Genomic DNA, 14,632 nt, shown 5'->3' with positions numbered 1-14,632 from the left:
GCAGCCGTCGGCCGGCTGGCTCCGGACGTCAGGGTGGCTGTGGCCGGCGCGGTGACTCCCGTGTGGTTTGCGGCTGACGGGGTGGTTTGCGTCGTCCCGAACCTTCTGGACGCAGCGACTGAGGTCGCGGCCTCGGCCGGAGAAAGGGTCGTGACCGGGGCCAGCGCCGGTGTGGGCGCCGGCGTGACGGCGCCTGGGCCCGCGGCCGACCCGCATGCGGCGAGGCTGAGCCCGGCCGTGGACACAACCGCAGCTGTCGTGCACGCGCGAAGGACTCGGAGGAGACGACCCACCCTCGATCGCGGGACCTCGCCAGGTGCTGCATGCATGTCCGTTCCCCGTCTCGCGTGGTCGCAAGACGTGCCGGCCGCGAGCAACGTGCACGGCCGACACCAACGGCCCAACGCCGATCAGCGTGGACGCTCCAATCGCCAGGCGGGCCTTGTCATGGGCCCCTTTCGACGCTAGCACCACGCCTGCTCGGGGTATCCGGATTGCGGTTATCCGTGGAGGCTCAATCCCAGCCGGACCAGCACCGACCACAATGACGGCATGCACCGCGACGGGATCGAGCAGCTGGCCGAGGCAGCAATCGCCCTCGTGACTGACAGACGCCGCGCTCTCCTCGGCATCGCGGGACCACCCGGCGCAGGCAAGTCGACGCTCGCTGACGAGCTGGTCCAGACGGTGGCCGCCACCCAAGGCGCCGGCTGGGTGGCGCACGTGCCGATGGACGGTTTCCACCTTGCCGACGTCCAGCTGGAAAGGCTCGGTGCCCGGCACCGCAAGGGCGCGCCCGACACCTTCGACGCCGACGGCTACGCCCATCTGTTGCGCCGCCTTCTCGAGGACCCGGACCAGCCCATCTACGCGCCGGGTTTCGAGCGCACGCTCGAGCAGCCCATCGCTGCGGCGGTGGTCGTCCCACCCAGCGTCCGCCTCGTGATCACCGAGGGCAACTACCTGCTGCTGCCCGAGCCGCGCTGGGAGGCAGCCCGCCGCCAGCTCACCGAGATCTGGCAGGTCACCACCGAGGACGACACGCGGCGAGCCCGACTCGTCGACCGGCACGTTGCCTTCGGGAAGGATCCCGACGCGGCGGCGCGTTGGGTAGCCGAGAGCGACGAGGTCAACGCAGCTCTCATCGCGTCTGCCACTCACCGCGCCGATCGCGTCATTGTCAACACGCCCGACGGCTGGGTCTCCTGATAAACACGCTGCCGTATGCCGCTGAGCTCGCCTGCGCTCGATCCACCCTCCCAGCCCTCCCGGCGGCCACGGGCACGCCGAGCGAGCTCAGCGGCATACGGCCGAATGTCTTTGTGCCTCAGTCACCTTCCCGTGGAACGATGGGAAGCTGCCCAGCGATGCCGACCGCGTGCTCGAAGGCGCTGGCGACGGCCAGCAACATCCCCTCGGAGCCGGGACGCCCGATGAGCTGGATCCCAACGGGAAGGCCGTCGCTGGACAGGGCACAGGGGAGAGCGACGACGGGGCAGGCCGTCAGGGTGATGATGAAGGTGATCGAGATCCAGTCGACGTACGTGCGCATCGGGGTGCCCTCGATCGACGACGGCGCGGTCCACTCGACGGGGAAGGGGTTGAGCGGCGCGGAGGGGACGACGAGGACGTCGTGATCGGCGAAGAAGTCCATCGTCCGGTGGATCAGCTCACCCCGATCCCGTTCGGCCGCCTGGACGTCGGCGAGTGACTGGGTCAGCCCGAGCTCGAGGTTCCAGACGATGTCGTCCTTGATGCGGTGCCGATCGGTCTCGAGCAGGTCGCCCCTGACGGTCGCGAGGAACTGGGCACGCAGCGTCTGGAACGTCTCGTAGGCACCGGCGAAGTCAGGCGCCTCACCGGTGACGTCCGCGCCGAAATCCCGGAAGTGGCTCAGCGAGCGCTCGGTGAGGTCGCGGATCTCGCGCTCGACCGGCAGGCTCCCGAGGTCGGGCGTGTAGCCGACCCTGAGGAACTCCGGCATCCGGTCGAGCTGCTCGACGAAGCTGCGCGCGGGTCGCTCCCTCGTCAGCGGGTCGTGCGCGTCGGGGCCCGCGAGGGCGTCGAGCAGCAGGGCTGCGTCGGCGACGTTTCGGGCCATCGGCCCCTCGACCCAGAGCGCGTCGAAGGGGACCGGTGGACGCTTCCGGGGCACGAGCCCGGGGGTCGGCCGCACGCCGACCACGCCGTTGTAGCCAGCCGGCGTGCGGAGGCTGCCGCCGAGGTCGTTGCCGGTCGCGAGCCAGGCGCTGCCTGAGGCGAGCGCGGCGGCCGAGCCACCCGACGACCCGCCAGCGCTGCGCCCGGTGTGCCACGGGTTGCGGGTGGCGCCCCAGACGGTGTTGTACGTGTGACCACCGGCGAACTCGGGCACGTTGCTCTTGGCGTAGGGGAGTCCGCCATGCGCCTCGACCTGGCGGACCATCGCATCCGACTCGGCGGCCACGGCGTCCGCGAAGATCGGCGACCCGTTCGTCGTCAGCTGCCCCGCCACGTCGTTGTAGTCCTTGATCGCCACCGGCAGGCCCGCGAGCCATCCCCGGTCAGGAGGAACGGGGCGTTCGCGCTCGAGCTGCGCCGCGGCTGCCCGGGCCGCCTCGAAGAAGCGGATGGGCAGCGCGTTGACGGCCTCGTCGGTCGCGAGGACGTGCTCCTCGAGGACGCGGAGGACCTCAGTGGGGGAGACCTCACCGGCGCGCAGCAGGTGCACGACCTCGGTGGCGGTGGAACGGATCAGGTCGGTCATGGGGACACCCTCGCCGGGTTCGCAGTTCCGTTCAACCTGCCGTATGCCGCCGGGCTGGCCTTCGCGCCTCGTTGCGGCGGGTGCCGCGCTGACTACGCTGAAGCCCAATGACAACGCCAGATCGGCCGGCTGGCTCCACGATGGGCGACGAACGGGCTGCACGGGCGCCCTGGTTGCCGTTGGTCATCATTGTCCTCGCCCAGCTGCAGATGGCGATCAACATCAGCGTCCTGCCCGTGTCGCTCGGGCCGATCTCGGCAGACCTGAACGCGCCGGCGACGGCCACCGCGACCGCGCTCCTGCTCTACTCGTTGTTCGTCGCCGCGTTCGTCATGCTCGGCGCGAAGGTCGGCAAGATCGTAGGGGAGCGTCGGGTGCTGCAGGCAAGCATCGTGGTCCACGGTGCGTCGATGGGTCTCATGGCGAGCAGCACGAACGCGACCATGATGAACACGGCCCAGGTGATCGCCGGTGTGGCCGCCGCCGCGGGCGTGCCGACTTTCGTGGTGCTCATCGCGGCCAACTACCACGGCCGGCAGCAGGAGACCGCGCTGGGCGTGCTCGCCGGCATGCCCGCGGTCGCCAGTGCGGTCACCTTCCTCATCGCCGGCTTCCTCGCCACGGTTCTCAGCTGGCGCTACTCGTACGGGCTGCTCGTCGTCCTCTCCGTCGTCGTCCTGGTCCTGAGCTTTCGCCTGACGCCGATCCCTCGCCAGCCGAACATCAGGATCGATGCCGTCGGCGTCCTGCTCTCCGCTGCCGCAATCGCGCTCATCCTGTTCGGCTTCAACAACCTCCAGACCTGGGGGCCACTCCTGGCCGAGGACGAGGCACCGTTCTCGCTGCTGCGTGTATCGCCGGCGCCGCTCCTCATCCTGGCCGGGGTCCTGCTCGGGCAGGCGTTCTTCGCGTGGTCCCGCCGGCGTGTGGCGACCGGCGAGCAACCGCTGCTCGCGCTGGAGGTGATGGAGAGCAGGGAGGAGAAGAGCGCAGTCATCGCGTTTCTCGTCGCCGGAAGCCTTGGTCTCGCGGTGGGCTTCCTCATCCCGCTCTACGTCCAGATCGTGCAGGACCGCACGCCCCTGTTCTCGGCGGTGGCCATCCTCCCGTACACGGCTGCCATCGCGCTGGCTGGCGTTCTGTCGGTGCGTCTGTACGATCGCGCCTCACCGCGGCGTCTGGGGATCGCCTCGTTCATCCTCATTGCCATCGGCCTCGTCGTGGTGGCCTTCACCATCGGCCACGACTGGAGCACCGTCACCGTCATCCTCGGCCTGCTCATCGTCGGCATCGGCGAGGGCACGTTGCTCACCTTGCTCTTCAACGTGCTCGTGTCTGCGTCACCGAAGCGACTGGCCGGCGACGTGGGCGCGTTGCGCGGCGTCGCGAACAACGTCTCCAACGCCCTGGGTGCGGCGTTGGCCAGCGTTGTGGCAGTCGGGCTGTTGGGCATGTTCCTTGCCCTGGCGTTCGACCGGTCCGACCTGCCGCCCGAGCTCCGGGCCGGGGTCCCTTTCGGGGTGGTCGACTTCGTCACCGACAACGAGGTGAGGGACACGGTTGGAGCGACCTCGGCGACGCCGGCGCAGGTGGCGGAGGCGGTCGCGATCAACGCAGATGCTCGGCTCCGCGCCATCCGGGCGTCGTTCCTCATCGTGGGGGCCATCTCGGTGTTGGCCATCTTTCCCGCCGCGCGACTGCCGAAGTACGTGCCGGCCGAGCTGTCGGCGGAGGACATCGTCAACGAGGACGCGCGAGACCAGCGCCGGCGAAAGGACCATGAATGAGCGCCACACCCAGCGTCTCCGACACGTACGGTGTCCACTCCGAGGTGGGAATGCTGCGCAAGGTCCTGGTCTGTCGGCCCGGCCTCGCCCATCGGCGGCTCACGCCGGCGAACTCCGACGACCTCCTCTTCGACGACGTGCTGTGGGTCGAGAACGCCGAGCGCGACCACGCCGACTTCGTCGGCAAGATGACCGACCGAGGCATCGAGGTTGTCGAGCTGCACGACCTGGTCACGGCAACGATGGCCGTGCCCGGCGCCCGCGACTGGCTGATGGACCGCCTCATCGTGCCGAACGAGGTCGGGATCGGCCTCGTCGATCCGACCAGGGCCTATCTCGATTCGCTGGAGCCACCCCAGCTCACCGAGTTCCTCATCGGCGGACTGGCGACGAACGACCTGCCCGAGGAGCACCGTACGCCGTACGTGCGACTGGCCCGTGAGTCCACCGGAGAGCGTGACTACCTGCTGCCACCGCTGCCCAACACGCTCTACACGCGAGACACCACGTGCTGGATCTACGGTGGGATGACGTTCAACCCGCTGTACTGGCCGGCCCGGCACGACGAGACCCTCCTGTACAAGGCGATCTACACGTTCCACCCCGACTTCGTCGGCTCGACGATCTGGTGGGGTGACCCCGAGCAGGACTGGGGCCGGGCCTCGATCGAAGGCGGCGACGTCATGCCGGTCGGCAACGGCGTGGTGCTGATGGGGATGAGCGAGCGCACCTCACGGCAGGCGATCACGCAGGTCGCCACGGCGCTCTTCGACCACGGTGCCGCCGATCAGGTCGTCGTCGCGGGCATGCCGAAGCTGCGCGCGGCGATGCACCTGGACACCGTCTTCACCTTCGCCGACCGTGACGTCGTCACCTACTTCCCCTCGATCGTCGACTCGATCCATCCCTTCGTCCTGCGTCCCGGCCACACCGCCCGGACAGTCGAGGTCGCGGACGAGGCCGGCACGCCGTTCCTCGATGTCGTCGCACGGTCCTTGGGCCTCAAGGAGCTTCGCGGACTTCCGACCGGGGGCGACGTGTACGCCTCCGAGCGTCAGCAGTGGGACAGCGGCAACAACCTCGTCGCCCTGGCGCCCGGGGTCGTCATCACCTACGACCGCAACACCACGACGAACGCCGTTCTGGACCAGGCCGGAATCGAGGTCATCACCATCGTCGGTGCGGAGCTCGGCCGCGGCCGCGGGGGTGGCCACTGCATGACCTGTCCCATCATCCGCGACCCCGTCGACGTCTGACGCCGGGGCAGGGAGGAACCGTGGCCCGGGGAGCGCGCTCAGCGGCATACGGAATGGTCGTATGCCGCTGAGCGCGCTCGGCGCCCACGCGTAGTCCCGCTGCTTCCGCCCACCCAATCGACTGTGCACGAAATGCCCGGTCGGTGTGACCCGATCTGTGAGGATGTGACCATGGACGCCGTCCAGATCGAGGCTGAGCCGCTCGAGGACCTGGCGGGGCTGCTCGACCCCGTCCGCGCAGAGACGTTCCTGTCCACGGCGGCGCTGGCCCGCAAGGCGCTCGCCGGGCGAATCATCTGGAACATCAACTCGACCGCATCGGGCGGTGGCGTCGCGGAGATGCTCCAGGTGCTGCTCGCCTACGCCCGCGGCGCCGACGTGGACGCGCGGTGGCTCGTCCTCGACGGCGATCCGGCGTTCTTCGAGATCACCAAGGCCCTCCACAACGCCCTGCACGGCTCCCTCATCGGCCGCACGGGCTTCGGCGCAGAGGACCAGGCGCACTACGAACGCGTGATGAGCGCCAACCTCGCCCAGCTGCGCGACCTGGTCCGTCCCGGCGACGTCGTCCTCCTCCATGACCCCCAGACCGCGGGGCTGGCGGCCGGGCTCAAGCAGCTCGGCGCCCACGTCGTGTGGCGATGCCACATCGGTCGGGACGAGAGGACGGAGATCACCGACCTCGGGTGGGACTTCCTGCGCGAGCACGTCCTCGGAGCCGACGCCTTCGTCTTCTCACGGTCGAGCTACGTGCCCCTCTGGCTTCCGCCGGAGCGCGTCATGATCATCCAGCCCTCGATCGACCCGTTCTCGACGAAGAATGTGGACCTCCCCGGCCACGAGGTGCGGCGGGTCCTGCTGGGCGTCGGCCTCGTTCACAACGGGGACCCGCGCGGGGTGGTCGGCTTCCAGCGACGGGAGGGGAGTGAGGGGGTGCTGCGCCGGCACGCCGATCTGCTGACCAACGCCCCGCCCCCGATCGACGCGCCCCTCGTCCTGCAGGTGAGCCGGTGGGACCGGCTCAAGGACATGCCCGGCGTGCTGAGCGGATTCGCAGCACACGTCGCGCCGCTCGTGCCGGACGCGCACGTCGTGCTCGCGGGGCCCGACGTCTCTGGAATCGCTGACGACCCGGAGGGCGCCGAGGTCTACGCCGAGTGCCACGCAGTGTGGGCGGCCCTGCCGCCGGAGGTGCAGAACCGCTGCCACCTCGCGTCCGTGCCGATGGACGACGTCGACGAGAACGCCCTGATCGTCAATGCGCTCCAGCGGCACGCCGCCGTCGTCGTCCAGAAGAGCCTCGCGGAGGGCTTCGGCCTCACCCTGACCGAGGCGATGTGGAAGAGCCGCCCCGTCATCGCCAGCGCGGTCGGGGGTCTCCAGGACCAGCTCACTGACGGCGACGAGGGGTTCCTGTTGCACGACGCCGCGGACCTCGAGACCTTTGGTGCGCTGGTCACCCGGATGCTTGGCGACCCGGAGGGGCGCCGCACGATGGGCCGCCGGGCCCAGGAACGGGTGCGCCGTGACTTCCTCGGTGACCGCCACCTCATCCAGTGGGTTGAGCTGCTGACCAAGCTCGGCGGGTGAGGCCCCGGGGCGGCTCGATGATCTCGAGCCGCTCGAGGAGGAAGAGCAGGGCAGCAGCAAAGGGATTCGGCGCGGTCAGCTCGCGAACGACGTTCCAGTCAACCTGCTCGCGCAGCGCCCGGGCAACGGGGATGTGGACGGCGAAGTCGCAGTAGTGCTCGGTCAAGGCGTTGAGCCGGTGGACGAGGAGATCCGTGGCCGGCATGACCGGCATCTCGATCGACAGGACCCGAAGCGGGGTGGCTCGCTCGACGACGCCTCGGGTGGCGAACGTGCCGGCGGGCCGGAAGATGATGTCGACGAGGGCGTCGCCGACGTAGACCTTGAAGAGCCAGTCCTCCGGCGGCTGCACGACATGGAGGCCCTGGTCTGCGAGCAAGTGCGCGATCTCCTCGGCGTCCTCCCTCGCGACGAGGAAGTCCGCGTCGTGGTTCGGCTCCGGCCCTCCGCGCGCCCAGACGCCGTAGCCGCCGATGAGCGCGAACGGCCGGCCGGCCGCCTTGAGGGCAACGGCGACCGTCTTCAGCGCCTCGCGCAGGTCGTCCTGGTCAGGTTCTCCCATGTATCGGGTGTACCCGTTCTCGTCGTGGGTGCAGTACATGCGGGTTCGGCTTGTCCAGCGGGCAACAACCGTCGGCATCTGCCGAGCCGGTCCGCGACGGGCGGGTAACGGGTTCTACATGCGCGTCGCGACCTTCAACATCCTCAATGGGCGCGTCCCCACCGACCAGCACGTCGACCCCGGCGGCCTTGCTGACGCAGTGAAGCGCCTCGACGCTGACATCCTTGCCCTGCAGGAGGTGGACCAGAACCAGCAGCGCTCCGGGTTCGCCGACCTCACCGCCGTCGCAGCCGACGCCATGGGGGCACCGCACCACCGGTTCGTCGCTGCCATCCATGGCAGTCCGGGTGCGACGTGGGTGGCGTCGACCGGCGACGAGCAGCCGGATTCCGCCGCCTACGGGGTGGCCCTGCTGTCCCGGTACCCGGTTACCGGCTGGCAGGTGATCCGCCTCGAGCCCGTTCCGTTCCCCGTGCCGATGCGCTTCAAGGGCCGGCTGCGCCCCTATCTCGTGACGGACGAGCCCCGGGTGGCGGTCGTGGCCTCGGTCGAGACGCCCCTCGGTGAGTACACCGTTGTCGGGACCCACCTATCGTTCATCCCGTGGTGGAACGTCCGGCAGTTGCGCAAGCTGGTCAAGGCAACCGTGGACTGCCACGAGCCGGTTCTGCTCATGGGGGACCTCAACATGGGGCCGGGCCGGGCCACCCAGACGGCCAGGATGCGTCCGGCTGCCAGCCATCCGACCTACCCGGTCGACGAGGCACGCGAGCAGATCGACCACATCCTCGTGCGGGGGCTGGTCCAGATCGGGGACAGCGGTGGACCCGCGCTGCCCATTTCCGACCACCGGGCCCTGTGGGTGGACCTGGGTGATCGGGGTGGCTGAGCTCGCGAATCGGGTCGATGCCGGCAGGCAGTTGGCGCGCGAGCTGATCGACCTTGCAGAGTGGCGTCCGGTCGTGGGGGATGCCGCGCTGGTCAGACGGGATCGGTGAACGAGATCGGCTTGCCGGTGGCGCGGGCGTAGGCGATCTCCCTGCTCGTCGACTCGCCGATATATCCGCCTGGGTTGACGACCAGAACCCGGTCAGCCAGGTCGATCTTGCGCAGGTGGAGGGCGTTCAGCGCGGCCTTCTGCTCGTTGGTGATCACCTCGTCTGCCTGGCGATCGTCGGCCCGCAGGAGGACGCCCGGCGCGACGACGATGGCACCTGCGAGGGTCAGATCACGGTTCGCCGCGCTCAGCTCGTTCGCGAACCGGGTGGATCCGCAGATACAGACAATCTCAGGTGGGTCGGGCACGGCTCAGTCCTTGGGATCCGATGGGCGCGTCAGTCAACCGTAGCCATCACAGCGCTAGCCGAAGTAGCGCAGAGATGGCCCTCGGAGAAAGGACCGGCCCATGAGGATCCAGCTGACCAGCGCGTACGTGGACGATCAGCGAGCTGCGCTTGCCTTCTACACCGATGTAGTCGGCTTCACGAAGCACCACGGCATCCCCCTTGGCAGCGACTCCTGGCTCACGGCGGTCTCGCCCGAGGCTGCGGGCCCCGAGCTGCTGCTCGAGCCCTCGAGCCACCCGGCGGTGAAGCCCCACCGCGACGCCCTCGTCGCCGACAGCATCCCCTTGGCACAGTTCACCGTCGACGACGTCGAGGCCGAGCATGCCCGCCTCATGGCGCTTGGTGTCACCCTCATGCAGCGACCCATGGACATCGGTACCGCCGTCATCGCCGCTTCGACGACACGTGCGGCAACCTCATCCACCTGATCTCGGAGAAGCGCCAACTCGCCTGAGCACGCAACTGTTTGTCGGACGACCCAGATCTCGCAGACGCCGTCGCCTGAGCCACGCGATGACTCAGGGCCGGAAGCCGGGCAGGGTCTCCCCCAGCCAGGTGAGGGCGGCCGCGCTGTACGGCTCGTAGACCGAGGGCCGGTGGCCGCCTTCCGCGAGGATGACGGAGGTGATCGACAATGGTCGCCGCGCTGCCCGGAGGAACGCCGCCGTCGAGGGGTAGGACCCGTGGTCCTGACGCGATGCCAGGATCCACATGGCGAGGGGCGGTGGGTCCGAGCTGGCGAGGTGTATCAGGTCGTAGGTGCGAAGCTGGGCCGAACTGAGCGGCCTGTAGGACTGCGCGAACTCGGGACGGTAGTAGCCCTGCAGGACGATGGACGCCCCGAAGATGTCCGGATGGCGCATGCTCAGTACGGCCGAGCACCAAGCACCATACGAGTAGCCCATCGTTGCCCAGGAGCCCCTGTCGGTCCGGACTCGCAGGTGGGTGAGCGCCCATACCGGCACGACGCTCGTCAGCCACGTCTCGGACTGCGGGCTGCCCGGCGGACCATTCAGGCACTCGGTATCGACATCGGGCGGCACGTCGATCTGGGGGATCACGAAGATGGTCGGCGCCAGCTTGTGCTCCGCCGTCAGCCGGGTGGCGCTGCCGAGGAAGTTGTGGTTCACAAAGCTCGTCGGAGTCGCGGGGAACCCGTGCAGACCGAGGATGACCGGGTAGCGGCGACTGGAGTTCGGGTTGTAGCCGACCGGCAGGTGGACGAGGACCTGCACGCGGGTGCCGGCGCTCGGGTCGAGGACCGAGTAGGTCTGCAGCCGCGACCCGGGCTGCGGCAAGGCGTAGTCCGCGTGGAGGGCCGATGTCTTCGGCAGCCCGGTCCCATGAACCGGCGCGCTGAGCGCCTCCTTCACCGTGCCACCGTGATGCGACTGCACGTAGGTTGACCGGGCGCCGAAGAGGTCCGCCCAGGTCGAGTAGAAGACGTACTGGTCGTTGAGGATCGCGAGGGCGAGCGTCACGACGACGGCGTTGAGCAGCAGCACCTGTCCAGCGCGGGACCCCGCCCGAAGACCTCGGATCGGCGGTCGCGGCCAGCCGATGACGACGAGCGCGAAGAGCGTAACCGCGAGTATCGAGAGGATGACGATCGGTCCGGCATCGGTCAGTTCCACCGCAACTCCCGACCTGCGCCGCACCGAGGACTCATGATCTGATGCTCAACCCGCAGGCTGTGAACTGGCTGCACCCCGGTTCGGCCGCAAGGGAGTCGTAACGTGGAGCCCGGACTACTGGCTAGGAGCTCGCCAAGGTCGGCGCGGACTCCAGGTCTGGCACGTGAGGATGGTGTCGCTCGAGGGCCGCGCCCTCGACGTCGAGGTTCGGCAGCCGGCGGTCGAGCCACTTGGGCAACCACCAGGCCTTGTCTCCGGCGAGGTGCATGAGGGAGGGCATGATGAGCATGCGGACGACGAACGCGTCGACCAGGACGCCGAACGCGAGTCCGAATCCGATCGGCCGGATCATCGCGCTGTGCGAGAAGACGAACCCACCGAAGACCGCGGTCATGATGATCGCGGCAGCCGTGACGACGCTACGACCCGCGTGCAGGCCCTGAACCACAGCCAGCCGAGCCGGGGAGCCATGGGCGTATGCCTCCCGCATGCCTGAGCCGAGGAACAGCTGGTAGTCCATGGCCAGGCCGAAGAGGATGCCGGCGAGCATCGTGGGCAGGAAGCTGAGGATCGGGCCCGGGTTGTCGACGCCGAAGACACCGGAGAGCCAACCCCACTGGTAGATCGCCACGACCCCACCGATCGCCGCGAAGTACGAGAGCACGAATCCGAGCGTCGCGATGACCGGCACGAAGATGGAGCGGAAGACGAGCACGAGGATGATGAGCGACAGGCCCACGACGAGCCCAAGGTAGGTCGGCAGGGCGTCGGAGAGCTTGCCGGAGATGTCGATGTTGCCGCTGGCCAAGCCGGCGACGTCGAGGCTGACGGTGCCTCCCATCGGCTCGAGCGCGCGCAGGGTATGGACGAGCTGCTCGGTCGAGGGGTCGTTGGGCCCGCCTGAGGGAACGACCTGGAAGGCCGCCACGGTTCGTCCCTTGGACACCCCGATGGGCGCCACCGCGACGACGTCGTCCTGAGCCGCGATGGAGTCGGCAACCGCCGACTGCACCGTCACGTCGGGCGTGGTTCCTGGCACGGCGACGATGTCGGCGACGACGAGGAGAGGGGCGTTGCGTCCGGGTCCGAACTTCTCCGAGACGGTCGAGAAGGCTTGGTACTGGGTCGATTCGACTGCCTCAGCAGATCCGTCGGGAAGGCCGAGTCGCAGCTCGAGGGCGGGCAGCGCGATGACGACGAGGGCACCGATGCCCAGCACGATGCTGCCCAGCGCGCGCAGCGTGGACATCGGGCGGAGGCGCGGCCCCGAGGCCGCAGGGGCCGTCGCCTCGGCTGAGGCAGGCTCGCCGAGTGTTGGGCTTGCCTCGGCCAGTCGAGCGCGCTCCCGACGGCTGAGGATCCGCTCGCCGATGAGGCCGAGGAGCGCCGGTGTCAGGGTGACGGCGATGAGGACGGCAATGGCGATGGAGAGCGCACCGACGGTGCCCATGAGTCCGAGGAACGGGATGCCCGTGACGTTGAGCGCGAGCAGGGCGATGAGCACTGTCGCGCCGGCGAATACGACGGCGTTGCCCGACGTGCCGTTGGCCACACCGATCGACTCCTCGATGGAGTACCCCTGCTTCAGCTGCCTGCGGTGGCGGTTGATGATGAAGAGCGAGTAGTCGATGCCGACGGCGAGACCGAGCATGAGCCCGAGGACCGGGGTCACCGAGGTCATCTCGATCGCGCTTGACAGGGACATCGTGAACAGGGCCCCGATGGCAACCCCGACCAGCGCCGTGAGGATCGGTAGGCCGGCGCCGATGAGAGTGCCGAGCATGACGACAAGGACCAGGGCGGCGACGACGATGCCGATGACCTCGCCGGCGCCGAGGATCGTCGGGATGCCGCTTGCGAGCTCGGCCGAGTAGGAGACGTCGACCCCGTCCACGGGCTGCCCGAAGGCCGCGATGACAGCGTCCTTCTGCTGCTGCGTCACGTCCATCTGTGGTTTGTCGAAAAGGACGGTGACGATCGCCGTGCTGCCGTCCTTGGACACCATGCCGATGCCCTGGGACAGCTCGAGCAGCCGGGCGCCCTGGTCGATCTGATCGCTCCCGGCCTGGAGCTGGGCCGCCTGGGTCTCGAGAGCGCGGCGGCCGGCGTCCAGGCTCGCCTGTTGCGCCTCGAGCGCTGGCCCGATCTGGTCCAGGGTGCCGTTCGCCCTCGCCTGCTCCCGGGCCGCGTCGAGCTTGGCCTGCCCGTCCTCGAGCTGGGCCCGACCTCCGGCAAGCTGCTTGCGGCCGTCCTCGATCCGCGCGCGGCCCTTGTCCAGCTCCTGTTGCCGCGTGGCGCGCTGCTGCTCCGTCTGGAAGGGGTCCACGACGGTCGCGACGCCGGCCAGCCGCGACGCCTCCACGGCACGCTCGCTGATGGCGCTCCGCTGCGCCTCGGTCAGCCGCGAGCCATCGCTGGTCTCGAAGACGATGGACCCGTTCCCGCCCGAGGCCCGGGGGAGTACCTGCTGGAGCCGCTCGGTCACCTGGGCAGTCCGCGTGCCGGGGATCGACACCGTGCTCGTCAGCGTACCGGCCCCCACGACGAAGGCGATGCCCGCGGCGAGGAGGACCGCGAACGCGGCCGCGATCACCCGCGGCGCGCGGCGGGCAGCCGCCTGACCGAGTCGGAAGAGGAATTCAGCCATGAGGAGTCTTTCGGGGGAGCGGAGGAGTCAGGAGGTGTGTGCGCCAAGCGAAGCCGTGGATGCGTAGCCGTCTCGGGTCTGCCGGATCAGCTGGTCGAGCAGCTCGTCCCACACCGCCCGGGACGCGGTGTCCGCGGAGCCGCCGGTGGCGGCAAGCCAGTGGGTGTGCAGAACGACGAGGCCGCCGATGAGCGAGCTGACGAGCAGGCGCGTCGTGAGCTCGTCGGCCTCGGGATGGCGGCGCAGCATCTCGGCCGCAATGCGTTCGCTCACCTCGGTGAAGGCGCGCAGGAGGACGACCGCCCGGCGCTGCGACGAGTCGTTGTCGGACGTGCCAAGGACCCTCGTCAGGTAGGCGATCGGGGCGACCAGATCGGTCGAGCGCAAGGCCTCGGCAAGCTCGTCGAAGACGCCGGCATCGCTCGTGCCGGCCGGCGCGGACGGCCGCGACTCGAACGTCTCGACCAAATCGCCGAGCACCTCGGTGCACACCGTGATGACGATGTCGTCGACCGACCCGAAATGGTTGAAGACGGTCCGACGCGAAACCTCAGCCCGTCTTGCCAGCTCCTCGACCGTGAAGCCATCGGCACCCTTGGCGCCGAGCAGCGAAGCCGCGGCGTCGATGATGGCCCGGTGATGGCCTTCCCGGATTCGGGCGCGACGGTCCGAGGGACGTTCGGAAGGTGGCACCCGATCAGGCTAGAACGTCGCATGCACTGAGTGCAAAAACAGTGCCGTATGCCGCTGAGCTCGCTCCCAGCCGGACCCCGGGGGCGTCTGGCCGGCATCCGAAAACCGGACTGGACAAACTTCCCAAAAGCGTTGACAAGGTGCACTACTCGAACGTATGTTCGAGACATGGCAAATGCGGCGGTGCTCGAGCAGCTTCGGACGCGGCTCACTGAGGTGGAGGCGCGGCACGAGGCCGACGGCCGGGCCGCCGCCGATGCGTTCTGGTCCTCGCTGGCCAGCACACCCGACACCGCTGGTCCGGCCGCCGCGACGGAGAGGCCGGCGGACGGCTCTCCCGGGCGGGGGCGGCGTCCCCGGCTGCGTGACGT

13 protein-coding genes are annotated in these 14,632 nt (G+C 69.1%); 7 read left to right on the top strand and 6 right to left on the bottom strand.

The window, feature by feature from the left end; translation table 11 throughout:
• Positions 1 to 552 precede the first annotated feature (552 nt).
• Complete coding sequence (locus ABF401_RS19380) at positions 553 to 1,209, top strand: nucleoside/nucleotide kinase family protein (RefSeq protein WP_353511226.1); 657 nt, start codon at positions 553 to 555, stop codon at positions 1,207 to 1,209.
• A gap of 118 nt (positions 1,210 to 1,327) precedes the next feature.
• On the opposite strand, the gene ABF401_RS19375 is transcribed toward ABF401_RS19380, so the two are convergent.
• Positions 1,328 to 2,746 (bottom strand): amidase, encoded by a 1,419-nt coding sequence (locus tag ABF401_RS19375; protein WP_353511225.1) that lies wholly within the window; start codon positions 2,744 to 2,746, stop codon positions 1,328 to 1,330.
• Between the two features lie 107 nt (positions 2,747 to 2,853).
• On the opposite strand from ABF401_RS19375, the gene ABF401_RS19370 reads away from it, so the two are divergent.
• From ABF401_RS19370 to ABF401_RS19360, 3 genes are all read left to right on the top strand, one after another.
• Positions 2,854 to 4,533, top strand: a complete 1,680-nt coding sequence (locus tag ABF401_RS19370) for an MFS transporter (RefSeq protein ID WP_353511224.1) — start codon at positions 2,854 to 2,856, stop codon at positions 4,531 to 4,533.
• Positions 4,530 to 5,789, top strand: coding sequence for an arginine deiminase (locus ABF401_RS19365; RefSeq protein ID WP_353511223.1), 1,260 nt, complete (start codon positions 4,530 to 4,532; stop codon positions 5,787 to 5,789). The genes ABF401_RS19370 and ABF401_RS19365 overlap by 4 nt, the downstream gene beginning before the upstream one ends.
• A 171-nt stretch (positions 5,790 to 5,960) precedes the next feature.
• Positions 5,961 to 7,379: a glycosyltransferase gene (locus ABF401_RS19360; protein ID WP_353511222.1), complete on the top strand. Its 1,419-nt coding sequence runs from the start codon at positions 5,961 to 5,963 to the stop codon at positions 7,377 to 7,379.
• Here ABF401_RS19360 and ABF401_RS19355 read toward each other — a convergent pair.
• Positions 7,339 to 7,941: a nucleotidyltransferase family protein gene (locus tag ABF401_RS19355; RefSeq protein WP_353511221.1), complete on the bottom strand. Its 603-nt coding sequence runs from the start codon at positions 7,939 to 7,941 to the stop codon at positions 7,339 to 7,341. The two genes, ABF401_RS19360 and ABF401_RS19355, sit on opposite strands and share 41 nt — an antisense overlap.
• Here ABF401_RS19355 and ABF401_RS19350 point away from each other — a divergent pair.
• Positions 7,940 to 8,830 carry an endonuclease/exonuclease/phosphatase family protein gene (locus tag ABF401_RS19350; RefSeq protein WP_353511220.1) on the top strand — a complete coding sequence of 297 codons (891 nt, stop codon included), beginning with the start codon at positions 7,940 to 7,942 and terminating at the stop codon, positions 8,828 to 8,830. The genes ABF401_RS19355 and ABF401_RS19350 overlap by 2 nt on opposite strands.
• 92 nt (positions 8,831 to 8,922) lie before the next feature.
• Here the strand turns inward: ABF401_RS19350 and ABF401_RS19345 are convergent, their stop codons facing one another.
• The gene (locus ABF401_RS19345; RefSeq protein WP_353511219.1) at positions 8,923 to 9,246 is read right to left on the bottom strand and encodes a hypothetical protein; all 324 of its coding nucleotides are present in this window, start codon (positions 9,244 to 9,246) and stop codon (positions 8,923 to 8,925) included.
• A 100-nt stretch (positions 9,247 to 9,346) separates the two neighbouring features.
• Between ABF401_RS19345 and ABF401_RS19340 the strand changes: the two genes are divergently transcribed.
• Positions 9,347 to 9,715: a VOC family protein gene (locus ABF401_RS19340; protein ID WP_353511218.1), complete on the top strand. Its 369-nt coding sequence runs from the start codon at positions 9,347 to 9,349 to the stop codon at positions 9,713 to 9,715.
• 90 nt (positions 9,716 to 9,805) lie between these two features.
• Here ABF401_RS19340 and ABF401_RS19335 read toward each other — a convergent pair whose 3' ends face one another.
• The 3 genes from ABF401_RS19335 to ABF401_RS19325 all read right to left on the bottom strand — a co-directional run bounded on the left by ABF401_RS19335 (position 9,806) and on the right by ABF401_RS19325 (position 14,261).
• On the bottom strand, positions 9,806 to 10,921 hold the full coding sequence (locus ABF401_RS19335) for an alpha/beta hydrolase (protein ID WP_353511217.1): 1,116 nt from the start codon (positions 10,919 to 10,921) through the stop codon (positions 9,806 to 9,808).
• Positions 10,922 to 11,042: 121 nt separating this feature from the next.
• On the bottom strand, positions 11,043 to 13,568 hold the full coding sequence (locus ABF401_RS19330; RefSeq protein WP_353511216.1) for an MMPL family transporter: 2,526 nt from the start codon (positions 13,566 to 13,568) through the stop codon (positions 11,043 to 11,045).
• A gap of 27 nt (positions 13,569 to 13,595) precedes the next feature.
• Positions 13,596 to 14,261: a TetR/AcrR family transcriptional regulator gene (locus tag ABF401_RS19325; protein WP_353511215.1), complete on the bottom strand. Its 666-nt coding sequence runs from the start codon at positions 14,259 to 14,261 to the stop codon at positions 13,596 to 13,598.
• Between the two features lie 168 nt (positions 14,262 to 14,429).
• Between ABF401_RS19325 and ABF401_RS19320 the strand changes: the two genes are divergently transcribed.
• On the top strand, positions 14,430 to 14,632 hold a 203-nt coding region (locus tag ABF401_RS19320), incomplete at its 3' end, for a hypothetical protein (RefSeq protein WP_353511214.1).

The sequence above is a fragment of the Intrasporangium sp. genome (genome assembly GCF_040414665.1).
GTDB lineage: Bacteria > Actinomycetota > Actinomycetes > Actinomycetales > Dermatophilaceae > Intrasporangium.
Note: the sequence above shows the minus strand (reverse complement) of the source record. Positions and strands in the feature narration are given on the sequence as shown.